This window comes from Azospirillum sp. Marseille-Q6669 (genome assembly GCF_965111635.1).
Genome location: NZ_CBCOOP010000001.1, coordinates 1,193,373 through 1,216,254 on the forward strand (window position 1 = coordinate 1,193,373; position 22,882 = coordinate 1,216,254).

General features: G+C 67.4%; 24 protein-coding genes. 11 read left to right on the forward strand and 13 right to left on the reverse strand.

Annotated features, from left to right (window positions below; all coding sequences use genetic code 11):
• Window positions 1-85: 85 nt before the first annotated feature.
• Window positions 86-1,276, reverse strand: coding sequence for a serine hydrolase domain-containing protein (locus ACWPXE_RS05100; RefSeq protein ID WP_454016939.1), 1,191 nt, complete (start codon window positions 1,274-1,276; stop codon window positions 86-88).
• Between the two features lie 124 nt (window positions 1,277-1,400).
• On the opposite strand from ACWPXE_RS05100, the gene ACWPXE_RS05105 reads away from it, so the two are divergent.
• Window positions 1,401-2,330, forward strand: coding sequence for a LysR family transcriptional regulator (locus tag ACWPXE_RS05105; protein ID WP_454016940.1), 930 nt, complete (start codon window positions 1,401-1,403; stop codon window positions 2,328-2,330).
• A gap of 75 nt (window positions 2,331-2,405) precedes the next feature.
• On the opposite strand, the gene ACWPXE_RS05110 is transcribed toward ACWPXE_RS05105, so the two are convergent.
• Window positions 2,406-3,053 (reverse strand): TetR/AcrR family transcriptional regulator, encoded by a 648-nt coding sequence (locus ACWPXE_RS05110; protein ID WP_454016941.1) that lies wholly within the window; start codon window positions 3,051-3,053, stop codon window positions 2,406-2,408.
• A 212-nt stretch (window positions 3,054-3,265) separates the two neighbouring features.
• Between ACWPXE_RS05110 and ACWPXE_RS05115 the strand changes: the two genes are divergently transcribed.
• From ACWPXE_RS05115 to ACWPXE_RS05150, 8 genes are all read left to right on the forward strand, one after another.
• A complete protein-coding gene (locus ACWPXE_RS05115; protein WP_454016942.1) occupies window positions 3,266-4,135 on the forward strand; it encodes a MaoC family dehydratase in 870 nt (289 codons plus the stop codon).
• 4 nt (window positions 4,136-4,139) lie between these two features.
• On the forward strand, window positions 4,140-5,024 hold the full coding sequence (locus tag ACWPXE_RS05120) for a branched-chain amino acid ABC transporter permease (RefSeq protein WP_014198513.1): 885 nt from the start codon (window positions 4,140-4,142) through the stop codon (window positions 5,022-5,024).
• Window positions 5,025-5,027: 3 nt separating this feature from the next.
• The gene (locus tag ACWPXE_RS05125; RefSeq protein ID WP_454016943.1) at window positions 5,028-6,080 is read left to right on the forward strand and encodes a branched-chain amino acid ABC transporter permease; all 1,053 of its coding nucleotides are present in this window, start codon (window positions 5,028-5,030) and stop codon (window positions 6,078-6,080) included.
• Window positions 6,073-6,795 carry an ABC transporter ATP-binding protein gene (locus tag ACWPXE_RS05130; RefSeq protein WP_454016944.1) on the forward strand — a complete coding sequence of 241 codons (723 nt, stop codon included), beginning with the start codon at window positions 6,073-6,075 and terminating at the stop codon, window positions 6,793-6,795. The genes ACWPXE_RS05125 and ACWPXE_RS05130 overlap by 8 nt, the downstream gene beginning before the upstream one ends.
• The gene (locus tag ACWPXE_RS05135; protein WP_149167731.1) at window positions 6,782-7,483 is read left to right on the forward strand and encodes an ABC transporter ATP-binding protein; all 702 of its coding nucleotides are present in this window, start codon (window positions 6,782-6,784) and stop codon (window positions 7,481-7,483) included. The genes ACWPXE_RS05130 and ACWPXE_RS05135 overlap by 14 nt, the downstream gene beginning before the upstream one ends.
• A 55-nt stretch (window positions 7,484-7,538) precedes the next feature.
• Window positions 7,539-8,795, forward strand: a complete 1,257-nt coding sequence (locus ACWPXE_RS05140; protein WP_454016945.1) for an ABC transporter substrate-binding protein — start codon at window positions 7,539-7,541, stop codon at window positions 8,793-8,795.
• A 119-nt stretch (window positions 8,796-8,914) separates the two neighbouring features.
• Window positions 8,915-10,519 (forward strand): AMP-binding protein, encoded by a 1,605-nt coding sequence (locus tag ACWPXE_RS05145; protein WP_454017903.1) that lies wholly within the window; start codon window positions 8,915-8,917, stop codon window positions 10,517-10,519.
• Window positions 10,520-10,587: 68 nt separating this feature from the next.
• Window positions 10,588-11,583: an MDR family oxidoreductase gene (locus tag ACWPXE_RS05150; protein ID WP_454016946.1), complete on the forward strand. Its 996-nt coding sequence runs from the start codon at window positions 10,588-10,590 to the stop codon at window positions 11,581-11,583.
• Window positions 11,584-11,841: 258 nt separating this feature from the next.
• On the opposite strand, the gene ACWPXE_RS05155 is transcribed toward ACWPXE_RS05150, so the two are convergent.
• From ACWPXE_RS05155 to ACWPXE_RS05185, 7 genes are all read right to left on the reverse strand, one after another.
• On the reverse strand, window positions 11,842-12,585 hold the full coding sequence (locus ACWPXE_RS05155; RefSeq protein WP_454016947.1) for a TlyA family RNA methyltransferase: 744 nt from the start codon (window positions 12,583-12,585) through the stop codon (window positions 11,842-11,844).
• A gap of 89 nt (window positions 12,586-12,674) precedes the next feature.
• Window positions 12,675-13,583, reverse strand: coding sequence for a histidine kinase dimerization/phosphoacceptor domain -containing protein (locus tag ACWPXE_RS05160; RefSeq protein ID WP_454016948.1), 909 nt, complete (start codon window positions 13,581-13,583; stop codon window positions 12,675-12,677).
• A gap of 249 nt (window positions 13,584-13,832) precedes the next feature.
• On the reverse strand, window positions 13,833-15,749 hold the full coding sequence (gene dxs, locus ACWPXE_RS05165) for a 1-deoxy-D-xylulose-5-phosphate synthase (RefSeq protein ID WP_454016949.1): 1,917 nt from the start codon (window positions 15,747-15,749) through the stop codon (window positions 13,833-13,835).
• Between the two features lie 18 nt (window positions 15,750-15,767).
• A complete protein-coding gene (locus ACWPXE_RS05170) occupies window positions 15,768-16,634 on the reverse strand; it encodes a polyprenyl synthetase family protein (RefSeq protein ID WP_052584429.1) in 867 nt (288 codons plus the stop codon).
• A gap of 25 nt (window positions 16,635-16,659) precedes the next feature.
• The gene (locus tag ACWPXE_RS05175) at window positions 16,660-16,914 is read right to left on the reverse strand and encodes an exodeoxyribonuclease VII small subunit (RefSeq protein WP_237905925.1); all 255 of its coding nucleotides are present in this window, start codon (window positions 16,912-16,914) and stop codon (window positions 16,660-16,662) included.
• A 171-nt stretch (window positions 16,915-17,085) separates the two neighbouring features.
• Entirely contained in the window at window positions 17,086-18,015 is a 930-nt protein-coding gene (locus ACWPXE_RS05180) for a histone deacetylase family protein (RefSeq protein WP_237905924.1), read from the reverse strand.
• 168 nt (window positions 18,016-18,183) lie between these two features.
• The gene (locus ACWPXE_RS05185; protein WP_137105360.1) at window positions 18,184-18,411 is read right to left on the reverse strand and encodes a sulfurtransferase TusA family protein; all 228 of its coding nucleotides are present in this window, start codon (window positions 18,409-18,411) and stop codon (window positions 18,184-18,186) included.
• A gap of 256 nt (window positions 18,412-18,667) precedes the next feature.
• On the opposite strand from ACWPXE_RS05185, the gene ACWPXE_RS05190 reads away from it, so the two are divergent.
• Entirely contained in the window at window positions 18,668-19,027 is a 360-nt protein-coding gene (locus ACWPXE_RS05190) for an ArsR/SmtB family transcription factor (protein ID WP_454016950.1), read from the forward strand.
• A gap of 18 nt (window positions 19,028-19,045) precedes the next feature.
• On the opposite strand, the gene ACWPXE_RS05195 is transcribed toward ACWPXE_RS05190, so the two are convergent.
• Window positions 19,046-19,450 (reverse strand): DUF423 domain-containing protein, encoded by a 405-nt coding sequence (locus ACWPXE_RS05195; RefSeq protein ID WP_454016951.1) that lies wholly within the window; start codon window positions 19,448-19,450, stop codon window positions 19,046-19,048.
• 183 nt (window positions 19,451-19,633) lie between these two features.
• Here ACWPXE_RS05195 and ACWPXE_RS05200 point away from each other — a divergent pair, with 183 nt between their 5' ends.
• Window positions 19,634-20,188 carry a response regulator gene (locus tag ACWPXE_RS05200; protein WP_454016952.1) on the forward strand — a complete coding sequence of 185 codons (555 nt, stop codon included), beginning with the start codon at window positions 19,634-19,636 and terminating at the stop codon, window positions 20,186-20,188.
• On the opposite strand, the gene ACWPXE_RS05205 is transcribed toward ACWPXE_RS05200, so the two are convergent.
• The 3 genes from ACWPXE_RS05205 to ACWPXE_RS05215 all read right to left on the reverse strand — a co-directional run bounded on the left by ACWPXE_RS05205 (window position 20,163) and on the right by ACWPXE_RS05215 (window position 22,866).
• Window positions 20,163-20,714: a DUF924 family protein gene (locus tag ACWPXE_RS05205; protein ID WP_454016953.1), complete on the reverse strand. Its 552-nt coding sequence runs from the start codon at window positions 20,712-20,714 to the stop codon at window positions 20,163-20,165. The genes ACWPXE_RS05200 and ACWPXE_RS05205 overlap by 26 nt on opposite strands.
• 119 nt (window positions 20,715-20,833) lie before the next feature.
• Window positions 20,834-21,598 (reverse strand): cytochrome c1, encoded by a 765-nt coding sequence (locus tag ACWPXE_RS05210; RefSeq protein WP_145627345.1) that lies wholly within the window; start codon window positions 21,596-21,598, stop codon window positions 20,834-20,836.
• Window positions 21,598-22,866 carry a cytochrome b gene (locus tag ACWPXE_RS05215; RefSeq protein WP_119506531.1) on the reverse strand — a complete coding sequence of 423 codons (1,269 nt, stop codon included), beginning with the start codon at window positions 22,864-22,866 and terminating at the stop codon, window positions 21,598-21,600. The genes ACWPXE_RS05210 and ACWPXE_RS05215 overlap by 1 nt, the downstream gene beginning before the upstream one ends.
• Window positions 22,867-22,882: the final 16 nt, after the last annotated feature.

Sequence of the window (22,882 nt, forward strand, 5' to 3'; positions counted from 1 at the left end):
TCCTCGACGGACCGCGCGACGATCTCCTTGCCGGTGATGCCGCCGCGAAACACGATGGCAGCCATCCTTGCGGGTGTCGCCGTCATCACCGATCCTCCAGCGCGCCGTAGACCGCGTCGCGCAGATCCGTAACGAAGCGGCCGGACATGCCTTCGTACAGCGTGTTGGTGAAGGCGACCACGCTCAGCCCCCACGCCCGATCCACGAACCAGGCATGGCCATAGGCGCCGCCCCACCGCCAGGTCCCCGGCGATTCCGGCGATGCGGCAAGCCGAGGGTCGCGCAGCACCGAGAAGCCCAAGCCGAAGCCGAAGCCCGGGGCATTGGGCAGGTCCATCCCGCCGGTCTGGTCTCGCCCCATTTCCCCGATCAGGTCACCGGGCAACAGCGCGCCGCCGCCCTGGCGCAAGGTTTCCAGCAGGCGCAGAAAGTCCCCGGCGGTGCCCGCCATGCCGGCGCCACCCGACGGGAAAGCCGATGTGTCGAAGATGCGGGCCGGGCTGTAGGCAATGCCGACGGCGCCCTCGAAGGGCGAAACCGTTTCGCCCTCAGCCAGCCGGTGCGGCTGCGGCGCATCGTTCACATAGGCGGTGGCCACACGACGGGGATCGCGGACGGTGAAGCCGGTTTCGGTCATGCCAAGCGGGCCGGTCACCAGCCGCGTCACGGCCTCGTCCAGCGGCGTGCCGTCGACTCGCGCGATCAGCGCGCCCAGCACATCGGTTGCCAGTGAATAGCCCCAAGCCGTGCCCGGCTCGTACAGCAGCGGCACGCTGGCGAGCCGACGCAGATTTTCCGCGAGGGTGATGCCGGACGCATCCATGCCATCCGACACGCCTGCCAGAGCGTAAGGGCCGTTTGCGTCCGTCTCGAGGAAGCGGTAACCGAGACCGGCCGTGTGGCTGAGCAACTGCCGCACCGTGATGCGCGCCGGGCGGCCATCGGCCAGCGCGGGGCGGAACTCGGGCAACCAAGTGTCGATACCGCTGTCCAGGTCGAGCCGCCCCTGCGCCACCAGGACCAGCGCGGCGGTGGCGACGATGGGCTTGCTCACCGAAGCCAGCCGGAACACCGTCCCGACGGTCAGCGGCCGCGCGCTTTCGCGGTCGGCCAGTCCAGCGGCCTGCTGGTGGATCAGTTCGCCGTCACGGGCGACCAGAACAACGGCACCGACCAGTCTCCGGTCGTCCACGGCCTGCTGGACGACGGCCTGGATGCGGGTGGAGAGATGGGTGGACGGAGCAGCGTGATGCAGAGGAGATGGCGAGTTCGTCATGGCTGGTGCCTCGATGCGATCGGCAATGCCACGACGATAGAAATCTCTCGATTAAAGAAAAAGTAGGCTACATTTCCTTGTTGTGCGGAATAAACAGTCCGCAATCACCCAGGGGATGCCGATCATGGACAGCCTGAACGGCTTCGTGGTTTTCGTGCAGGTCGCCGAGACCCGCAGCTTCGTCGCCGCCGGCCGGCTGCTGGGCGTGTCGGCCTCGGCTGTGGGCAAAAGCGTGGCGCGGCTGGAAGAGAAGCTGGGCGTGCGGCTGTTCCATCGCAGCACGCGCAGCGTCACGTTGACGGCCGAGGGCACGCTGTTCCTGGAGCGCAGCCGTCGCATCCTGGCCGAGATCGAAGCCGCGGAACTGGAGTTGTCGCAGCTCACGGCCGCGCCGCGCGGTCGCCTGCGGGTGAGCCTGCCGCTGGTCAGCTCGCTGATGCTGCCGGTGCTCGGCGAGTTCATGCGCGCCTATCCCGCGATAGAACTGGACCTGGATTTCACCGACCGCATGGTGGATGTCATCGAGGAGGGCTTCGACGCCGTGGTGCGCACGGGCGAGCCGGCCGACTCACGGCTGTCGGCACGTCGGCTTGGCAGCTTCCAGATGCATCTGGTCGCCTCGCCGGATTACCTGGCGCGGCGGGGCGTACCGCAAACCCCCGCCGATCTTCTGCAGCAAACCTGCCTGCACTACCGCTTTCCCAACAGCGGCAAGCTGGAGGTCTGGGCGTTGCGGCACCCCCCCGGCGAGCCTGAACTGCAACTGCCCACCTCGATGATCTGCAACAACATCGAGACGCGCGTGTGCTTCGCGCTGCAAGGGCTGGGAATCGCCTTCCTGCCGGACTTCGCCATCCGCGAGCCCTTGGCCGATGGACGGCTGGTGCCGATCCTGACCGATCATGTGGAACGCACCGGCCTCTTCCACGTGCTGTGGCCGGCAAGCAAGCACCCCTCGCCGAAGGTTCGGGCGCTGGTGGACTTCCTCTGCGCCAGGGTGTTCCCGACGACGAGGAGCAAGGTGCCCAGGCCCGAAGACCAGCTCCGGAGCTGAGGGCTCGGCGTTGCCGAAGCGGCCTCGTGCGGGGCCTCGATCATCGTCGGCCGACGGTCGATTCCGCTCAAAGCGTTACGGTTGGTCTCCGTACAGCCGATTGCTCGGGTAGCCGGGCACCGGCTCGGCCGCCAGCCCGCGGCACAGGAGAGCCGCCGACGCCTGCGCGATCTCGTCGATGGTCCAGGCCCCCTCGGGCCGATGCCATTTCGTCACCCAGTTTGCGGCCCCCAGGACGGAGAAGACGGCGAATTTCGGATCGCAGCGCAGGATGCTGCCATCCGTCACCCCGGCGCGCACGACGTCCTGCAAGCGGCGCTCGAAGGCATCGCGCTTCTCGATCACCACCCGCAACTGTTCGTCGCTGAGCGACCGCTCCTCCAGGATGACGACGCTGAAGCTGTCCTCGCCGATGATCGAGATAACGTAAGCGACGAGGCTGCGCCGCAACCGCTCAAGACCGTTGAGTGACGGGTCGGTGCAGATGGTCTCCAGCGCTTGGTCGGCTGCGGCAAGATGGCATTGGAAAAGCAAATCCTGCTTGTTCTTGACGTAATAATAGAGCGTGGCCTTGGATACTCCAAGTATGTCGGCAATATCGACCAAGGATGTTCCATGATAGCCGTTTCGACGGAAGGCCGCGGCGGCAACTTTATAAAGCACCTCAAGCTTGAGGCTTCTTTGCTGCTCAGGGTTGAGGACAGATTTGTTCCAGCGTGCCATGTCGTCCGTTGCCTCAGCCTTCGCGATGTACCGTGACCCGCTCCACCAGCGTCTTTCCGTTGGAACACAACCGGGCGTTCCGATCAAGCCCCGATCAACCCCCGGGGCGTCGATTCGACTTTCAAGTTGAAAAGCCGTCTTAAGAGTTGACACGTCGATCCGCGAATCTGATTATTGACCCAACAATCATGAATCGGGATTGGGGGGAGAGCATGGACAACGCGACGAACAGGTCGCCGCGTGCCGAGCGTGCGCGCTGGGCGCCGCCGGGATTCAAATACCCGTCGCGAAGCGTCGCCCATTCCGCGGCCTATCAGGCGGAACGCCTGACCGCAGCCGACGTCGATCCCGCCCTTTACGGCGACCGGTACGAAGCCGGCCTGTTCGGGCTGGACTGCTTCGACTCGATGGTCGCCAGCGGCCTCGACATCGACGGCTACGTGTTCTTTTCGCAGGTCTATCGCCAGATCCGGCCGTCCAGGGTCGGGGAACCGCTGACCGTGACCGGCTGGGTCCGCGACCTGCACCGGGTGAAAAAGGGCCACAGCGTCACCGAACTCTACCACCTGACCGACGGCGAAGGCCGCGTCTGCATCGAGACCGAACTGACCGGCCTCCTCGCCGATCCGCCGGGACGGACGCCGCAGACGTCCGGCGACGCGCCGCGAATGCCGCGACGGGAGGATTTCCCGGCTGATGGCTGGACCCTGCTGCGCGAGAAGCAGGTGACGCCCGACAAGGTCCGTGTCTTCTCCCAGGACGTCGGCAACGACATCCACTTCGACGAGGAGTTCGCGCGTCGCCATGGTTTCCGCGCCCCGCTGGCCCAGGGAATCATGTCGGCGGTCTGGCTGTTGTCCGTTCTGGCGGACGAGCGCCCGCCGGCCGCCTTCGACGTCGAGGTGCGTTACCTGCGCCCGGTCTTCTGGGACTCCCACGCCAGCCTCTGGGTCCGCCGCTCCGCCGACGGTGCCCTGGAGATGGCGCAGAGCCGCAACGACGAGGGCAAGGTCACGGCGGACATGCGGGTAAGGTCGCTGTCCTACGACCCGGCGTCATCACAGACTCCGGCAGGGGGATGACGCCATGTCGGCCATCATCGTCCAGCTCGTGGTGTCCGGCCTCCTGCTTGGCGGCATTTACGCGCTGATCTCGATCGGTCTGACGCTGATCTTCGGCGTCTCCCGCATCAAGAACTTCGCCCATGGCGACTTCGTCATGGTCGGCATGTACCTGACCTATGTGCTGAACAGCTGGAGCGGTCTCGACTCCTACCTTGTCCTGCTGATCGTCACGCCGCTGATGTTCCTGTTCGGCCTGTTCCTGTCCTGGGCGATCATCCGGCCGATCCAGGGGGCGCCGCAGGTGGCGCAGATCTTCGCCACCGTCGGGCTGGGGCTGGTCCTGCAGAACGTCACGCTGATGATCTTCGGCGGCGATTTCCGCACCACCGCGTCGGTGTTCGCCGGCAAGGTGCTGCGGATCGGCGACATCGCCCTGCCGGCGCCGCTGCTGATCGCCTTCGCGGTCGCGATGGCGGTGGTCGCCGTCATCTATCTGTTCCTGAAAACCTCCTACACCGGCAAGGCGATGCGCGCGGTCGCGCAGGACCGGCGGTCGGCGTCGCTGATGAGCATCGACGTGAAGGGGATCGACCTGTTCACCTTCGGTCTCGGCACCGCCTGCGCCGGGCTGACCGGCGCCCTGCTGGCGCCGATGTTCCCGGTTTATCCAACGGTCGGCATCAACCTCGTGCTGATCGCCTTCGTGGTGGTCGTGCTCGGCGGTCTGGGCAGCATCGCGGGCGCCCTGATCGGCGGCCTGGCGATCGGTCTGATCGAGACGTTGAGCGGTTTCTTCATCGGTTCCGAGATGCGCCAGATGGCTTACTTTCTCGTCTTCCTGGCCGTGCTTCTGCTCCGCCCCGCCGGGCTGTTCGGTCAGCGCGGCTCCGAAAAGCTGGGGGCCTGACCCATGACGCTGACGTCCCTCCTGGCTCCCTACCGGCCGACCCGCAAGGGCCTGCTGCTGTCCCTGGCGATGGTCGCGGTCCTGGTGGCGCTGCCGTTGATCGCCGCCGATTCCTACACGCTGCACTTCCTCTGGAAGGTCCTGTTCTGGGCGCTGGCAGCCGCCGCCTGGAACATCGCCGGCGGCTATGCCGGGCAGTTCTCGCTTGGCCATGCCGCGTTCTTCGGGCTCGGCGCCTACGGATCGACACTGCTCTACATGCATTTCGGCCTGTCGCCCTGGATCGGCATGTTCGTCGGGGCGGCCGCGGCCGTGGCCTTCGCGACGCTGATTGGCGCGCTGACCCTGCGCCTTCAGGGGCCGTTCTTCGCGCTGGCCTCCATCGCCTTCGCCGAGGTGCTGCGCATCGCCATCGTCAACTGGCGCTCCTTCACCGGCGGGGCGGAAGGTCTGTCCCTGCCGTTCGACCCGAGCTTCGCCAACATGATGTTTTCCGACCGGCTCTGGTACGTCTACATCATGATGGCGGCCCTTCTGGTCGTGCTTCTCATCACCTACGTGCTGGAACGCTCCTGGATCGGCTACGCCCTGGCGGCCATGCGCGAGAACGAGGAGGCGGCCGAGGCGCTGGGCGTCGACACCGTGCGGGCCAAGCTGTTCTCAATCGGTCTGTCGGCCTTCCTCAGCGCCATCGCCGGCACGCTCTACGCCAACTACATCCTGCTGATCGAACCGTCCACCGTGCTCAGCATCGGCTTCTCGGTGGAGATCGCGCTGATTGCCATCATCGGCGGCATGGGCACGCCGCTCGGCCCCGTCCTGGGCGCGGTGCTCATCGTTCCGCTCAGCGAGTATCTCCGCGCGGAGTTCGCCGGCAGCCTTCAGGGCCTGTACCTGCTCGTCTACGGCGCGCTCCTCATCGTGATGGTCATCGCCATGCCGCAGGGCCTGATGAGCGCCATCCGCGCGCCGCGCGCCACCGCCCGGCGCCTGCGCGGGGCGTTCGGCGGGTCCACCCGTCGCCGTCCGGTCCGCGAGGAGAGCCGCCATGCTTGAAGTCCGGGGCATCAGCAAGCAGTTCGGCGGCCTCCGCGCCGTCAACGACGTCCATCTCACCATCAACAAGGGCGAGATCGTCGGCCTGATCGGTCCCAACGGGGCCGGCAAGACCACGCTGTTCAACTGCATCGCCGGGGCTTTTCCGCCGACGGAGGGGCAGGTGCTGCTGGAGGGCAGGAGCATCACCGGCCTGAAGGCGCATCAGGTCTGCCGCGCCGGGCTGGCCCGCACCTATCAGATCGTGAAGCCGTTCGGCGGGCTGTCGGTGCTCGACAACGTGGTGGTCGGCGCGATCAACCAGACGCACAACATCGCCGAGGCCCGCCGCATCGCCGAGGAGGCGCTGGTCCTGACCGGGCTGGCCGACCGCCGCGACGTGCCGGCCGCGAGCCTGCCGCTGCCCGGCCGCAAGCGCCTGGAAATCTCCCGCGCGCTGGCGACCCGGCCGAAGGTGCTGCTGCTGGACGAGGTCATGGCGGGCCTCAACCCGTCCGAGGTGGAGAAGGCCATCCTGCTGATCGAGGCCATCCGCGCGCACGGCGTCAGCATCCTGATCATCGAACATCTGATGCGCGTCATCACGGCAGTCAGTGACCGGATCGTGGTCATGAACCACGGCAGCAAGCTGGCCGAGGGGCTGCCGGCCGACGTGCTGAACGACAAGGCGGTGATCCAAGCCTATCTGGGGGAGGACTTCGGTGCTCACGGTTAGAAAGCTCGATGCCTTCTATGGCGAGATCCAAACGCTCCATGGAATCGACCTCGACGTCCGGGAAGGCGAGGTGGTTTCCGTCGTCGGCGCCAACGCGGCGGGAAAGACCACGCTGCTGAACGCCATTTCCGGGACGGTCGAACGGTACGGACGGGTGTCCTTCTTTGACCAGGACATCGGTTCCCTGCCGCCGCACGCGATCGCCCGGCACGGACTGGTCCAGGTGCCGGAGGGCCGGCGGCTGTTCCCCTTCATGACGGTGCGGGAGAATCTGGAACTTGGCGCCTTCGCTCCGCACGCCCGCGCCCACCGCGCGGAGAGTCTGGAGAAGGTCTTCGACCTGATGCCCCGGCTGCGGGAGCGCTCGGGCCAGCTCGCCGGGTCGATGAGCGGCGGCGAGCAGCAGATGTGCGCCATCGGCCGTGCGCTGATGGCCAAGCCGCGCGCCATCATGTTCGACGAGCCGACGCTGGGTCTCGCCCCGATCATGGTCGACGTCGTCTTCAAGCTGGTGCGCAGCATCAAGGAGACCGGCATCACCATCCTGCTGGTCGAACAGAACGTGAAGCATTCGCTCGCCATGTCGGACCGGGGCTATGTGCTGGAGAACGGCCACATCGTCCTGTCCGGCCCGGCCGCCGACCTGCTGACCGACCCGCGCCTGAAGGAAGCCTATCTCGGCGGCTGATCCGCGGGCGGGCAACGGCGCGACGATACAAAACACAATGGGAGGAAAAACCATCATGAGCTTGAAATCCATCCTCGCCGCGGCGGCCATCGCCGCGGCTGCGGCCGGTGCCGCGGTCCCGTCCCAGGCCGCCGATCCGCTGAAGATCGGCGTCCTGTTCCCGCTGTCCGGCCCGATGGCGCTGATCGGCAACGAGGCCTATCAGGCCGCCGAGGTCGCCCGCGACATGATCAACAAGCGCGGCGGCGTGCTCGGCCGTCCGGTGACCTACGCCGTCGCCGACGCGCCGGCCCCGACCGCCGCCAACGCCGAGGCGACCCGGTTGATCGTGCGCGAGAAGGTGCCGGTGATCGCCGGCAGCTACGCCAGTTCGCTGGCCCTGGCCGCCAGCGAGGTGGCGGAGCGCGAAGGCGCCCTGTATTGGGAGACCATCGCCGTCGCCGACAAGATCACCCAGCGCAAGTACAAGAACACCATCCGCCTGACCTTCAACGCGTCGATGATGGGCCAGACGGCGGCGGACTTCGCCAAGGACATCGCCGGCAAGCTGGGCAAGGAACCGAAGGATCTGCGCATCGCCGTGATCTCCGAGGATTCGGAGTTCGGCCAGTCGGTCGGCGACGCGGCGGCGAACCAGACCAAGACTCTCGGCATGCAGCTGGTCGCCAACGAGCGCTACAGCCGCACCGTGAACGACCTGTCGTCCCTGGTGCTCAGCCTGAAGGCCGCCAAGCCCGACGCGGTCATCGCGACCTCCTACCTGAACGACGCCGCCCTGTTCTGGCGCCAGGTCCGTGAACTGGACCTCCACATTCCGGTCATGATCGGCATCGGCACCGGCTACGCCCTGCCCGACTTCCTCGCCGCGACGGGCGCCAGCGCCGACGGCATCTTCGACGTGGACGCCCCGGCCTCGCCGAACGTCTCCAACCTGCCGGAGGCGACGCAGAAGCTGTACGCGGAGTTCATCGAAGGCTTCCGCGCCAAGGAGAAGCGCGATCCGGGTCCGCTGGGCCTGATCGCCTTCGGCGGCTTCTGGACGCTGTTCACGGACGTCATCCCGCGCGCGGGCTCGACCGATCTGGCGGCGCTGCGCAAGGCCGCCTACGCCACCGATCTGCCGGACGGCAGCCTGCTGACCGGCGCCGGGGTGAAGCTGAACCAGATCGGCGAGAAGGAAGCGGGGCAGAACAGCCGGGCGCTGATCTCGGTCATGCAGTGGCAGGACGGCAAGCTGCAGGTCGTCTGGCCGCAGAGCGCCGCCAACGCCGAGATGCGCAAGGTTCCCCTGCCCAAGTGGAGCGACCGGTAACGGCGCCGGGCCATCGGCCCGACGGGGTGTCCCCTTCTCCCCTCCTGGGAAGAAGGGGACGCCTTCCCTCCCCACCCCTCCTTCTTTCCAACGGCTTATCGGATGCCGACAGGACCGTGATGACGCACATGGCCTCCCCCTTCACCGTCACCCCCATCGACCAGTTGCGCCACGCCGCCGCGACGGCGCCCGGTGCACGCATCCGATGGAACGAGCACTCCCTGTCCTACGGGGATCTGCTGGACCGCAGCCTGCGCTGCGCGTCGGCGCTCCGGGGGCTTGGCGTCGGTCCGGGCGACCGGGTCGCCTTCTGGCTGCCGAACGGCATCCCGTATCTCGACCTGTTCTTCGCCTGCCTGCACATCGGCGCCATCGCCGTCTCGGTAAACACCCGTTTCCGCCGGGCCGAGGTCGAATCCATTGTCAGCCGCACCGGCGCGTCGGCCATCGTCGTCTGGCCCGGCTTCAAGAACATCCCGTTCCTGACCATGCTGGGCGAACTCGACCCCGCCGCGATGGCGTCGCTGCGTCTGGCGGTCCTGTGCGAAGACGATGGGCGGTCCGGCTTCCCGCTGCCCGATGTGCGGGTAGTCCATCACCGCGGCCTGCTGGCCGAAACGCCTGGGGAAAGCGCCGCAGCACCGGAGCTGCCCTGCATCATCTTCCCGACCTCGGGCACCACCGGTCTTCCCAAATTCGCCCTGCACCGCCAGGGCGCCGTCGCCCACCACGCCGCGCAGGTGGCCGCCGCCTTCGGCTATGACGCCGCCGACGCCCATCTCCTGCAAGCCATCCCGTTCTGCGGCGTGTTCGGCTTCTCGCAATTCGCCGCCACCCTGGCCGGCGCCGCGTCTGTCACGCTGATGAGCCTGTTCGAGCCGGAGGAAGCCCGCGACCTGATCCGGTCACGGTCGATCACCCACCTGAACGGACCGGACGACCTCTTCAAGCGCCTGCTCGAAGTCTGCCCGGAGGACAAGCCGTTTCCGTCCCTGCGCGACTGCCTGATCGCCTCCTTCAACCCGACCCTGGCCCTGTTCCCGGAAGAGGCGGAGTGGCGCGGCGTGCCAATGACCAACGGTTTCGGGATGAGCGAGATCTTTTCGTTCTTCTCACGACAGGCCCCGAACGCCCCGATCGGCCTGCGCAAGCTGTCCGGTGGCCATCCGGTCAATCCCAAGGCGCGGGTCCGGGTGCGCGACACCGCCACCGGGCGCGTCCTGCCGCCGGGCGGGATCGGCAGCCTGGAGATCGCGTCGGACACGCTGTTCTCCGCGTATTTCGGCAATCCCGAAGCAACCCGGGCCGCCTTCACTGAGGACGGCTTCTTCATCACCGGCGATCTGGCGACGATGCGGGTGGATGGCGGCTTCATCTTCAAAGGCCGCAGCGGCGACGTCCTCCGCCTCGGCGGCTTCCTCGTCGATCCGGCGGAGATCGAGGCGGTGCTGCAACGCGACGGCAGCGTGGAGACCGCCGTGGTCGTCGAAGCGGCGACGGAGCGCGGCAACAAGCCGGTGGCCTTCCTGCGCCTGCGCGAGGGCGCCGTTCTCGACGAGGCCGCCCTGCGCGAGCGTGTCGGCGCGGCGCTGGCCGATTTCAAGATTCCGGCGCGTTTCGTCGTGGTGGACCAGTTCCCGACGGCGATGAGCCCCAACGGAGAGAAAATCCAGCGTGGCAAGCTGAAGGAGCGGGCGCAGCTGACGTTCTCCGCAGGCGGCTGACGCGCACTGCCTCCGGAATTAAACAATTCCCGCAACAATTCCTGTCGCCGCAAAACAAGGACCCAACCATGGCCGAAACTTTCAATGCCTTTGTGATCGAAGACGTGGGCGGCAAGCCCAAGGGCGGCTTCAAGCAACTCACCCTCGCCGACCTGCCGGACAACGACGTTCTGGTCGAGGTCGCCTATTCCACCGTCAACTACAAGGATGGGCTCGCGGTCAGCGGCAAGGGGCGCATCGCCCGCAAGCTGCCGATGGTTGCCGGCATCGATCTGGCCGGCACGGTGGTCGAATCCCGCTCCTCCGCCTGGAAGCCCGGCGACAAGGTGGTGACCAACGGCTGGGGCCTGTCGGAAACGCACTGGGGCGGCTACACCCGTTTCCAGCGTCTGAAACCCGAGTGGCTGACCCGCTTGCCGAACGCCTTCTCGCTGGAAGAGGCGATGGGAATCGGCACCGCCGGCTACACAGCGGCGCTCTGCGTCGATGCCCTGGAGGCATGGGGCGCGATCCAGCCGGGCGGCAAGGAGGTTCTGGTCACCGGGGCCGCCGGCGGTGTCGGTTCGGTCGCGGTGGCGCTGCTCGCCAAGCGCGGCTGTCCGGTGGTGGCCTCAACCGGCCGGCCGGAGACTCACGATTATCTGCGCAGCCTCGGCGCCAGCGGATTCATCGACCGCACCGCCCTCCAGGAGAAGGGTGCCCCCTTGCAGAAGGAGCGCTGGGCCGGCGGCGTCGACTCGGTGGGCGGGCAGACGCTGGTCAACGCGCTGTCGCAGACGGTCTGGGGCGGTGCCATCGCCGCTTGCGGTTTGGCCGGCTCCTCCGATCTGCCGGGAACGGTCCTGCCGCACATCCTGCGCAGCGTGGCGCTGTTGGGAGTTGATTCCGTCATGGCCCCGCAGGAGCGTCGGAACGCCGCCTGGACACGGCTGGCCCGCGATTTGGACAGTGGCCTGCTGAAGACGATGTATGAGGTGCAGCCATTCCAGGCGCTGCCGGATCTGGCAAGCCGGATCCTGGCCGGTCAAATCCGCGGCCGCGTCGTCATCGACGTTCGCGGCTGAGGAGGCAGCCCCTCCTCGTGGCGGCCACCCTTCCGCTCCGGGTGGCCGCCACCCACCGGCCAGAGACTCAGATCAGGCACCCCCTCGCGCTCGGCCATCGAGCGGCATGACACGAGAGAAATCGCCCATCGGATGCTGCTCTACAACCGCCCAGCATTCTGGTCGCCGATCCTGGCGCGCGGTTGCAGTGAACCAATCTAAGGTTCCGCGGAGTGCGGTTTACGGGTGCTTCCGTAACGGTTTATGGTTCCACCCCGGTTAGCCCCGGTCCTTTACCGCCCCGATCAGAAACTCCTTGTTCCCTTCGGGGCCGGTGATCGGACTTTCGGTGATGTCCAGCACACGCCAACCCGGCAGGGCATCGAGCCACCCGCGGATACGGTCGCAGACCTCCTGGTGCAGTTCGGGTTCGCGCACCACCCCGCCCTTGCCGACACGGCCCTTGCCGACCTCGAACTGCGGCTTGATGAGCGCGACGAGCCGTCCGCCCGGCACAACCAGAGCGAGGGCGGCGGGAAGCACCACCTCCAGTCCGATGAAGCTGGCGTCGCACACCACCATGTCCACCGGATCGGGAATTTCGGCGCTGGTCAGGTGACGGGCGTTGGTCTTCTCCAGAACCACGACGCGCGGGTCGTTGCGCAGCTTCCAGGCCAACTGCCCGTGCCCGACGTCCACCGCATAGACCTTGGCGGCGCCACGGGTCAGCAGCACGTCGGTGAAGCCGCCGGTCGAGGCGCCCACGTCCACGGCGGTCAGGCCGGCGGGGTCGAAACCGAAAACGTCCAGCCCCTTGACCAGCTTCAGCCCGCCGCGCGACACCCAGGGATGGTCCTGCCCCTTCACCGACAGCGGGGCGTCCTCGGCGATCGTGTCGCCCGCCTTGTCGATGCGCTTGGTGTCGGAATAGACCAGCCCGGCCAGGATCAACGCCTGCGCCTTGGCGCGGCTTTCGGCCAGCCCACGCTCCACCAGCGCCACATCCGCACGCACCCGCGCCATCTCAGAACTCCCCCGTCGACGAGGCTGGATGCATGGCGCAGGACGCGGCGTTCGGCAAGGGGCGATGAGCCGTCACAGGCGACGGAGGATCAGAAAGGCAGATCCAGGACGAAGCGCGTGCCGGGAGCGTTCGGCTCCGCGCGCAGCTTGCCCTTCAGCTGGCCGGCGAAGGCCCGCGCCACCTTCATGCCCAGCGAGTCGGCGCGCGCAACCTCGAAGCCCGGCGGCAGGCCGCGCCCATGGTCGGCGACGGTCAGGCGGCGACCACCCTCGTCACGCGGCACGAGGCTGACCTCGATGTCTCCCGGGCTGCCCGCCGCATAAGCGTATTTGGTGGCGTTGCCGACCAGTTCGTTGAGGATGAGGGCGAGCGGAATCACCGAATCCACGGGCAGCATCGCCTGTTCCACCGTCACGGCGATGCGCCGTTCCGGCCCCCCCACCGCAAAGTGGCTTTCCATCTCCCGGCAGGCGTCTCTCAGATAAGCCCCGAAATCGACGAGGCTGCCGCGGGCGGCGGCATGGACGCGCTGGTGCGCCTGGGTCACCGTTCCGATGCGGCTGCACGCCTCCTGGAAGGCGCGGCGCATGTCCGGGTCCTTGGCCGACAGAGTCTGGAGCGTCAACAGGCTGGACACCAGCTGGAGCGTGTTCTTGACCCGGTGGCTGACCTCCCGCGCGTGGTGATGGGCGGTCTCGGTCGATTCGGACTCGGCGGGACGCAGGGTGACCAGAAGCGGCGGACCGCCGTCGAGCGCGGCCACAGTCAGGTCCCAGGACACCTCCTCCGGCCCGGTGATCCGCAGACGGGCGCCCTCGCCATTGCGCAGCGTCTCGGCCATGCGCTCGTCGGAGGCCTCCGGAAAGCGGCCGGCCAGGGCATGTCCCGCTTCCAAACCCAGGGCGCGCATGACGGCGTTGGCGTAAAGACAACGGAAGGATGTCCCGTCGACCACGGCGGTGGGCGTCGGAGACGACTCAACGATGGACCGGAACATCCCCGGACCATCCTGAGGCGAAGCGCCGTTCTCGTCGGATGCACGCCCTGCACCCGCTGCAAACACCTGAGGCATGTTCGACAACACCCAGTCCCGCCGGATACGTTAATTATCTATTGTTTTCGAATTGTAAGACAGCGGTCCCAGCCGCACCAGAGAAAGCGCCCCGCGCGACCTTAGGCTAATGGCATTAGCCCCTTCGTCCAGGCTCGACATTCAGGGTCGAGCAGCGGCGCTTGTCGTCCGGAGTCAGGCCCGCACCGCTGCCGCTTCGATCCCCAGCGCCTGCAGCGCCGTGGCGACGATGTGACGGGCGGCGAGGCCGGCCTCCTCATACTGCTTGGCCGGGCTGTCATGGTCGAGGAAGCGGTCGGGCAGGACCATCGGGCGGATCTTCAGCCCGCCATCCAGAAGGCCGGCCATCGCCAGATGCTGCAGCACGAAGCTGCCGAAGCCGCCGACCGAGCCCTCCTCGATGGTGATCAGCACCTCGTGCTCCAGCGCCAGACGGCGCACCAGTTCCTCGTCCAGCGGCTTGGCGAAGCGCGCGTCGGCCACCGTCGTCGACAGCCCGCGCGCGCCCAACTCCGCCGCCGCCTTGCGCGCCTCGGCCAAGCGCGTGCCGTAGCTGAGGATCGCCACCTTGGTGCCTTCCTGGAGGATGCGGCCCTTGCCGATGGGCAGCACCTCGCCGCGCTCCGGCAGTTCCAGCCCCACCCCCTCGCCGCGCGGGTAGCGCAGCGCCGAGGCGCGGTCGTCGATGGCGGCGCTGGTCGCCACCATGTGCATCAGCTCCAGCTCGTCCGCCGCCGCCATCAGCACGATGTCGGGCAGGCAGCCCAGATAGGCCACGTCGAAGGCCCCGGCGTGGGTCGCCCCGTCCGCCCCGACCAGACCGGCGCGGTCGAGCGCGAAGCGCACCGGCAGGCGCTGCAGCACGACGTCGTGCACCACCTGGTCGTAGGCGCGCTGCAGGAAGGTCGAGTAGATCGCGCAGAAGGGCTTGAAGCCCTCGGTCGCCAGCCCGGCGGCGAAGGTCACGGCGTGCTGCTCGGCGATGCCGACGTCGAAGCAGCGGTCGGGGAAGCGCTGGCCGAACAGGTCGAGCCCGGTTCCCGACGGCATGGCCGCGGTGATGGCGAGGACGCCGGGGTCGCGCTCGGCCTCGGCGATCAGGGCGTTGGCGAAGACGCGGGTGTAGGTCGGGGCGTTGGACTTGGGCTTGGACTGGGCGCCGGTGACGACGTCGAACTTGGCGACCGCGTGCAGCTTGTCGGCCGAGGCTTCCGCCGGGCCGTAGCCCTTGCCCTTCTTGGTGACGACGTGGATCAGGACGGGCTTGTCGTCGCCGGCGTCGCGCACGTTCTGCAGCACCGGCAGCAGATGGTCCAGATTGTGCCCGTCGATCGGGCCGATGTAGTAGAAGCCCATCTCCTCGAACAGCGTGCCGCCGGTGACCATGCCGCGGGCGTACTCCTCCGCCCGCCGCGCCGCCGTGCGCAGAGGACGCGGCAGCTGCTCCGCGATGTCCTTGGCCAGATGGCGCAGGCTGAGATAGGGCTTCGACGAGATCAGCCGCGACAGGTACGCGCTCATCGCGCCGACCGGCGGGGCGATGGACATGTCGTTGTCGTTCAGGATGACGATCAGCTTGCTGTTCGCCGACCCGGCGTTGTTCATCGCCTCGTAGGCCATGCCGGCGCTCATCGCGCCGTCGCCGATCACGGCGATCACATGGTTGTCGCGGCCCAGCTGGTCGCGCGCCACCGCCATGCCCAGCCCCGCGGAGATGGAGGTGGAGCTGTGACCGGCGCCGAACGGGTCGTACTCGCTCTCCGACCGGTTGGTGAAGCCCGACAGCCCGCCGCCCGTGCGCAGGGTGCGGATGCGGTCGCGGCGCCCGGTCAGGATCTTGTGCGGGTAGCACTGGTGCCCGACGTCCCAGATCAGCCGGTCATCCGGGGTCTGGAACACGTAATGCAGGGCGACGGTCAGTTCGACGACCCCCAGCCCGGCGCCCAGATGACCGCCGGTCACCGACACCGCGCTGATGGTTTCCGTCCGCAGCTCGTCGGCCACCTGCCGGAGCTGTTCGGGCTTGAGCGCGCGCAGGTCGGCGGGGGTGTGGACGAGGTCGAGAAGCGGCGTCTTGTCGTTGAGGGTCACGTTCGAAACGTCCTCCGTTCAGGTCCGCCGCGCGACGACGAAGTCGGCGACCGCTTTGAGGATATCGGCGCGCCCGTCGAAGATCTCCAGGTGCGCCTTGGCCTGGACGGCCAGCATCGCGGCCTGCGAGCGGGCGCGGTCCTGCCCGAGGATGGACACGAAGGTGGATTTTCCGGCCTCCGCGTCGCGACCGACCGACTTGCCGGTCTCTGCTTCCGTCCCCTCGATGTCCAGCAGATCGTCGACGATCTGGAAGGCCAGCCCGAGGTCATGGGCGTAGGCGCGCAGCGCGAGGCGCTGCGGCGGCGGGGCCTTGCCCAGGATGCCGCCGGCCTCGCAGGAGAAGGCGATCATGTCGCCGGTCTTCATGCGCTGGAGCCGCGTCGTCGTGCCGAGGTCGAAGGTCTCATGCTCGGCGATCAGGTCGAGCATCTGGCCGCCGACCATGCCGTGCGGCCCGGCCGCCTTGGCCAGCGCCGCCACGAGCTGGCAGCGCACGTTCGGGTCCTCGTGGGTCGCCGGGTCGGCCAGCACCTCGAAGGCATAGGTCAGCAGCCCGTCGCCGGCCAGGATGGCGGTCGCCTCGTCGAACTTGCGGTGCACGGTCGGCTGGCCGCGGCGCAGGTCGCCGTCGTCCATCGCCGGCAGGTCGTCGTGGACCAGCGAATAGCTGTGGACGAACTCCACCGCCACGGCGACGCGCAGCGCGCAATCCGGATTGACGCCGAACAGGGCGGCGGACTGGCACACCAGGAAAGGGCGCAGCCGCTTGCCGCCGTTGAGGCAGCCGTAACGCATCGCCTCCAGCACACGCGATTCGGGGAGGTCCGTGGTCGGCAGGAGATGCAGGATCGCACGCTCCACATCCGCCGCCATGTCGGCCATGGCTGTCTTGAGGTCGGTCTGCACGTCAGTCGATCCGGGCGGGTTCGGTGCCGAGGGTGCCGTCGGCGGCAACGGTGATGCGGTCGATCTTGGCCTGGGCCTCGCGCAGCTTCGCCTCGCAATGCCGCTTCAGCGCGGTGCCGCGCTCGTAGGAGGAGATCGCGTCGTCGAGCTTGCCGCGCCCGTCTTCGAGCTGGCGCACGATGCGCTCCAGTTCGGACAGCGCGTCCTCGAAGCTGAGGGCGGCGATGTCGGGGGGTATGTTAGCAGCGTCAGCCATGATCCATCCGGCCAATGATCCATACGATGGGGTGCCCGCGATGGGACCGAAACCCGAAATTATGGCTCAGCCCCCAAATGCGCAAGGCCCGCGGCGGGCGTATTCCGCTCCCACCGCAGGCCTAGCCGGAAGAACCGGCCTTGAAAAACCGGCCGGAAAGAACCGGAAGGCTCAGCAATACATCAGTTCGCGCACATGCGCCGCGGTGGCCGAGGCCAGGGCGCGCAGATTGTAGCCGCCCTCCAGCACCGACACGATGCGCGCCCCGCAGTGGGTGCGGGCCAGATCACCCAGCTTGCGCGTGGCCCAGGCGAAATCGTCGTCGGTCAGGTGCAGCCCGGCCAGCGGGTCGCGCGAATGGGCGTCGAATCCGGCGGAGATGATCAGCAGGTCCGGTTTGAAGTGGTCGATGGCCGGCAGGATGATGTGGGTCATCGCGTGCCGGAACTCCGGCGAGCCGGACATGGCGGCGAGTGGCGCGTTGACGCAGTTGCCGTAGTCGCCCTTCTCTCCCGCGTCGCCCGTGCCCGGATAGAGCGGCGACTGGTGGGTGGAGCAATAGAGCAGGTCCGGGTCGCGCTGAAAGATGTCCTGCGTGCCGTTGCCGTGATGGACGTCGAAATCCATCACCGCCACCCGCTGCAGCCCGTGGGCCGCCCGCGCGTGATAGGCGCCGACCGCGGCGTTGTTGAACAGGCAGAAGCCCATGGCCTTTTCATGCTCGGCATGGTGCCCCGGCGGGCGCACGGCGCAGAAGGCGTTGCGCGAATGGCCCGACGCCACCGCGTCCACCGCAGCGACCACCGCCCCGGCGGCGCGCAGCGCGGCCTCGCCGGAGCCGGGGGACATCACTGTGTCGGCGTCGATGCCGGCGTGCTCCTGCTCCGGCACCAGGGCCAGGATGCGCTCGACATGCTCCCGCGGGTGCGCCCGGGAGAGTTGCTCGAGGGTGGCGAGCGGCGCCTCCTGCCGTTCGAGCATGTAGAATTCTTCGGTTTCAAGCGCCGCCAGCACCGCACGAAGCCGGTCAGCGCATTCCGGATGGCCCAGCCCTGTGTCGTGGTCCAGGCAGGCGGCGTGGGTGAACAGGGTGGTGAACATGCTTTTCTGTCTTTTTCGTTCGTGTTCGAGGCATTTCCCTGCACCCATTCTTCCCGGATCGCTAATGAAAGTACAGGATGATTGCGGGGCTTATCGTCACATCCCCCAACCGCCACCCCCACCCCCTTTGCGCGGCGGACGTGCAAGCCAACCCGTTTCGCGGCTCCGTCAGGCGCAGCGTTCGATCACGAAACGGTAGACGCCCCCTTCCTCCACGCTGGAGGCCAGCCGGTTGCCGGTGGCTTCGCAGAAGGCGGCGAAATCCTTGGGCGCGCTGGGGTCGGTCGCCTCGACGGTCAGCGTCGATCCGGGCGGCACCGTCTTCAGCGCCTTGCGCGCGCGCAGCACCGGCAACGGGCATTGCAGCCCCTTGGCGTCGAGCGTCTGGTCGGCCATCGTTCCTTGCACTCCTTCGGGCACCGCCGCAACGATTCGAGGCGGCGAGTCTAGAACGGTGGCGCCCGCGCCTCAACCCGTTGAACAGTGGTTTCACAGAACGGGGAACATTCTTTCGACTACGGGACATCCACGGGTAGACAGCGCGGTACACTCTTCCATATGATTGAACACGAACGATAAACGGCGGTGCTGCGGCGCAAGGGTTGGGCGCAACGGTTCGCTGTTGCTTGGCGCCGATGGAAACGGTCGTTTCATGAACATTGCCGATCTGCAGAGCAACGCACGGCGGGCCAGCACGCTGCTCAAAGCCATGAGCAACGAGCGCCGCCTGCTCATCCTGTGCTACCTGACCGAGGGTGAGAAGTCGGTCGGCGAGTTGGAGGAACTGGTCGACCTCAGCCAGTCGGCCCTGTCCCAGCATCTGGCCCGCCTGCGCCGCGACAAGCTGGTGCGGACGCGCCGTGCAGCCCAGAACATCTATTACTCGCTGAACGGGCACGAGGCACAGACCATCATGGCGACGCTCCATGAATTGTTCTGTGCCCCTGTCAGCCGCAAGAAGGACGATGAGTCCCCCGCCTCCGCCGAAGAGCCCAGCGGCGCTTCGGCCTGAACGCGGCTCCCTCTCGGCTCAAGCCTTTTCGATGAAGCGCCGCCCGAACAGAAGAACCGCCAGGGCCAGGACCAGCCAGCCCAGGATGAAGGCGCTACCCCCGGTCGGGGCCGTCATGGCGAAGGAGAGCGGGCCGCTGGTCGCCGTGGCGTAAAGCGTTCCGCTGAAAAGCACAGTTCCGGCCACGAACAGCCACCCTGACAAGCGCAGCGCCAAGCGCGCCGGGCCATCGGCGGTGCGCAGCAAAGCGACCAGGGCAATCAGGGCCAGGGCGTGCCACATCTGGTATTGCCCGGCCAACCGGAACAACTCCTGCCCCCGCGGGTCGCCGGCAAGCCCGTGGCTGGCATAAGCGCCGCCCCCCACCGCAACCGCGCCATTCAGGGCCGCGAAGGCCACCCAAAGCCGATCAACCAGTCCCATACATCCTCTCCACGCTGTCGTACCCGCGTTCCGTCCATCGCGGGCGGCGGGAAAAGTTCGATCTCGTAACCAACTGGCCCACCCTTTGCTTGGCTGGGCAGGCCGGCCATCTCATCCCCTCGGGAAACCGAGAGTCTGCGGCGGTCCGGCGCAAATTGATTTGCAAAATGCCAAAGGCTCGTCGTGAATCACAACATTCTGCACCGACAGCCACAAGACACCCTCCATATCGAACCGACGCCGCGCACGGCGCCGGTTTCCCCCAGCGCGCCGCCATCGCCCCTGGAAGACCGGCTGGTCGCCTGGGCCCTGGCGCGCGGTGGACGCCTGCTGGTGGTTGACGACAGCCCGACCAACCGCCTGCTGACCGCGGCGCTGATGCGCAAGGTCGGCTTCACGGTCGACACTGCGGACGGCGGGGCGGAGGCCGTCGCCTCCGTCGCTGCGGCGGAAGCGCCCTACGACGCCGTGCTGATGGACGTCGCCATGCCCGAGGTGGACGGAATCGCCGCGACCCGGGCCATCCGGACGATGACCGGCCCGCGCGCCGCGGTTCCGATCATCGCGGTCACCGCCCACGGCTTCGCCGAGGACCGCGACCGCTGCGTGTGCGCCGGGATGAACGATTACGTGCCCAAGCCGGTGCGCCGCCCCGAGCTTCTGGCCGCCCTGAAGCGTTGGCTGGAGCCCGGGATGCCCGAGGGCGAGACCGTCAGAAGGACGAGCCCGGCTCCTTGAGGAACTCCGCCTCCTCCGGCGTCGTCTCGCGGCCGAGGACCGCGTTGCGGTGGGGAAACCGCCCGAAGCGCGCGATGATCTTGCGGTGGCGTTCGGCGTAATCCACGACCTCCGGATCGCTGACCCGCTCCCGGAACAGGGTGCAGGACAGCTCCTGGCAGTCCATGTCCTCCTGATGCTCGAACGGCAGATAGAGGAAGATCCGCTCGTCCTCGGTGCATTCCAGGTCGTAGCCCTGCTCCACCACATGGCGGGCCACCGCCAGCGCCTTGCCGTCGGTCGCGAAGGCCCGCGGCGAACCGCGGAAGACGTTGCGCGGCACCTGATCCAGCAGGACGCAGAGCGCCAGACAGCCGTCCACATCCTCCAGCCAATGATCGTACCGCCCCTCCGCCGCCGCCTCGTGATGGGGAAGCAGCGTGTCGCGCACCGTCCGGTCGAAACTGTCGGACTGGCGGAACCAGTAGGGCTTCATCGCTTCGTCGAACCAGAAATCCACGATCTCGTCGATCAGCCTGTCGGTCATCTGCACCACCTTCGCCTGGGAATGGGGTTTGCCGGTCAAGAGCCTCGCCCACAAAAGAACAGGGCGCCCGAAGGCGCCCTGTCCAGTCTTCAATCATCCACACCGGGCCGGGACGCGGCTCAGTGCAGGGTGCTCCACAGCTTGCGCTTGGTGGCGTACATCAGGCCGGCCAGCACGATCAGGAACAGGATCACCTTCACGCCCATCTGCTTGCGCGCATCCATGTGCGGCTCGGCGATGAAGGTCAGGAAAGTGCTGATGTCGTGGGCCTGCTGCTGCACCGTCGCCGGGGTGCCGTCGGCGTAGGTCACGCCGTCCGGCATCAGGATGTTGGGCATGCCCACCTGATGGCCCGGGAAGTACTTGTTGTAGTTCATGCCCGGCATCAGGGTCACGCCTTCCGGCGGGTTCTCCTCGAAGCCGGTCAGGAAGGCGTAGAGATAGTCCTCACCGCCGACGCGGGCCTTCGCCATCAGCGACAGGTCCGGCGGCAGGGCGCCGTTGTTGGCGGCGCGGGCGGCGTTGTCGTTGGGGAACGGCGACGGGAAGCGGTCGGCCGGGATGCCCGGACGCATGAACATCTCGCCCGCGTCGTTCGGACCGGCCTGGACCTCATAGCCGGCGGCGATCGCCTTCAGCTCGTCCTCGTTGAAGCCGATGCCGGCGAGCGTGCGGATCGGGACCAGCTTGGCCGAGTGGCAGGTCGCGCAGACTTCCTTGAAGATCTGGAAGCCGCGTTGCGCCGAGGCCTTGTCGATGGTGCCGAAGACGCCGCTGTGCGACCACTCCTGCTTGGGAATGTGCACCGCTTCCGACGCCTGCGCGGCGCCGGCCAAGCCCAGGGCGAAGGCCGCGGAGAGGATGGCAGACTTCAGAGAGCGCATTATGCCTTCTCCATGGGCTTGGCGTGGGCGCCGGCGGCAACGCGGCCACCGCCCTTCAGAACCGGTTCGCAGATGCTGGCGGGGAGCGGCAGAGGACGCTCCAGCTTGCCCAGCAGCGGCAGCAGGATCAGGAAGTGGAAGAAGTAGTAGGCCGTGCCGATGCGGGCGACCAGCAGCCACACGCCTTCCGCGGGCATCGCGCCGGCGTAGCCGAGGACCAGGGCGTCGATGGCGAGGATCCAGAAGAACTGGCGGTAGATCGGACGGAACTTGCAGCTGCGCACCTTGGAGGTGTCGAGCCACGGCAGGGCCGCCAGCACCGCGATGGCGCCGAACATGGCGAGCACGCCGCCCAGCTTGTCCGGGATGGCGCGCAGGATCGCGTAGAACGGCAGGAAGTACCATTCCGGAACGATGTGCGCCGGCGTGACCAGCGGGTTGGCCGGGATGTAGTTGTCCGGGTGGCCGAGGTAATTCGGGGCGAAGAAGACGAAGGCCGCGTAGAAGATCAGGAACACGACGACCGCGAAGCCGTCCTTGACCGTGACGTACGGGTTGAACGGCACGGTGTCCTGCGGGCCCTTGGCGTCGATGCCCAGCGGGTTGTTGGAGCCGGAGACGTGCAGGGCGGCGGTGTGGAGAACGACCAGGCCCAGCAGCACGAACGGCAGCAGGAAATGCAGCGCGAAGAAGCGGTTCAGCGTCGGGTTGTCGACCGAGAAGCCGCCCCACAGCCAGGTCACGATCGGGTCGCCGACCAGCGGGAAGGCCGAGAACAGGTTCGTGATGACGGTGGCGCCCCAGAAGCTCATCTGGCCCCACGGCAGCACGTAGCCCATGAAGGCGGTCGCCATCATGGCCAGCAGAATGAACACGCCGAGGATCCACAGGATCTCGCGCGGCGCCTTGTAGGAGCCGTAGTAGAGACCGCGGAACATGTGGATGTAGACGGCGATGAAGAACATCGACGCGCCGTTGGCGTGGACGTAGCGCAGCAGCCAGCCGTAGTTGACGTCGCGCATGATGCGCTCCACCGACTCGAAGGCGATGTGCGTGTTGGCCGCATACTGCATCGCCAGCACGAGGCCGGTGGCGATCATGATGACCAGCATGATGCCGGCGATGGCACCGAACGCCCACAGATAGTTGACGTTCCGGGGCATCGGATACTGGTTGTACTCATGGTCCAGCATCGTGAAGATCGGCAGGCGGCTGTCGATCCACTTCACAACGGGATTCTTGAACTGGGGGGCGTGAGCCTGAGCCATCTTGGGGTCTCCAGAA

Excerpts from the sequence above, each read along its gene's own strand:
- ACWPXE_RS05100 (WP_454016939.1), bottom strand. The coding sequence starts at position 1,276 with ATGACGAACTCGCCATCTCCTCTGCATCACGCTGCTCCGTCCACCCAT.
- ACWPXE_RS05105 (WP_454016940.1), top strand. The coding sequence starts at position 1,401 with ATGGACAGCCTGAACGGCTTCGTGGTTTTCGTGCAGGTCGCCGAGACC.
- ACWPXE_RS05110 (WP_454016941.1), bottom strand. The coding sequence starts at position 3,053 with ATGGCACGCTGGAACAAATCTGTCCTCAACCCTGAGCAGCAAAGAAGC.
- ACWPXE_RS05115 (WP_454016942.1), top strand. The coding sequence starts at position 3,266 with ATGGACAACGCGACGAACAGGTCGCCGCGTGCCGAGCGTGCGCGCTGG.
- ACWPXE_RS05120 (WP_014198513.1), top strand. The coding sequence starts at position 4,140 with ATGTCGGCCATCATCGTCCAGCTCGTGGTGTCCGGCCTCCTGCTTGGC.
- ACWPXE_RS05125 (WP_454016943.1), top strand. The coding sequence starts at position 5,028 with ATGACGCTGACGTCCCTCCTGGCTCCCTACCGGCCGACCCGCAAGGGC.
- ACWPXE_RS05130 (WP_454016944.1), top strand. The coding sequence starts at position 6,073 with ATGCTTGAAGTCCGGGGCATCAGCAAGCAGTTCGGCGGCCTCCGCGCC.
- ACWPXE_RS05140 (WP_454016945.1), top strand. The coding sequence starts at position 7,539 with ATGAGCTTGAAATCCATCCTCGCCGCGGCGGCCATCGCCGCGGCTGCG.
- ACWPXE_RS05145 (WP_454017903.1), top strand. The coding sequence starts at position 8,915 with ATGACGCACATGGCCTCCCCCTTCACCGTCACCCCCATCGACCAGTTG.
- ACWPXE_RS05150 (WP_454016946.1), top strand. The coding sequence starts at position 10,588 with ATGGCCGAAACTTTCAATGCCTTTGTGATCGAAGACGTGGGCGGCAAG.
- ACWPXE_RS05155 (WP_454016947.1), bottom strand. The coding sequence starts at position 12,585 with ATGGCGCGGGTGCGTGCGGATGTGGCGCTGGTGGAGCGTGGGCTGGCC.
- ACWPXE_RS05160 (WP_454016948.1), bottom strand. The coding sequence starts at position 13,583 with ATGTTCCGGTCCATCGTTGAGTCGTCTCCGACGCCCACCGCCGTGGTC.
- ACWPXE_RS05170 (WP_052584429.1), bottom strand. The coding sequence starts at position 16,634 with ATGGCCGACATGGCGGCGGATGTGGAGCGTGCGATCCTGCATCTCCTG.
- ACWPXE_RS05175 (WP_237905925.1), bottom strand. The coding sequence starts at position 16,914 with ATGGCTGACGCTGCTAACATACCCCCCGACATCGCCGCCCTCAGCTTC.
- ACWPXE_RS05180 (WP_237905924.1), bottom strand. The coding sequence starts at position 18,015 with ATGTTCACCACCCTGTTCACCCACGCCGCCTGCCTGGACCACGACACA.
- ACWPXE_RS05185 (WP_137105360.1), bottom strand. The coding sequence starts at position 18,411 with ATGGCCGACCAGACGCTCGACGCCAAGGGGCTGCAATGCCCGTTGCCG.
- ACWPXE_RS05190 (WP_454016950.1), top strand. The coding sequence starts at position 18,668 with ATGAACATTGCCGATCTGCAGAGCAACGCACGGCGGGCCAGCACGCTG.
- ACWPXE_RS05195 (WP_454016951.1), bottom strand. The coding sequence starts at position 19,450 with ATGGGACTGGTTGATCGGCTTTGGGTGGCCTTCGCGGCCCTGAATGGC.
- ACWPXE_RS05205 (WP_454016953.1), bottom strand. The coding sequence starts at position 20,714 with ATGACCGACAGGCTGATCGACGAGATCGTGGATTTCTGGTTCGACGAA.
- ACWPXE_RS05210 (WP_145627345.1), bottom strand. The coding sequence starts at position 21,598 with ATGCGCTCTCTGAAGTCTGCCATCCTCTCCGCGGCCTTCGCCCTGGGC.
- ACWPXE_RS05215 (WP_119506531.1), bottom strand. The coding sequence starts at position 22,866 with ATGGCTCAGGCTCACGCCCCCCAGTTCAAGAATCCCGTTGTGAAGTGG.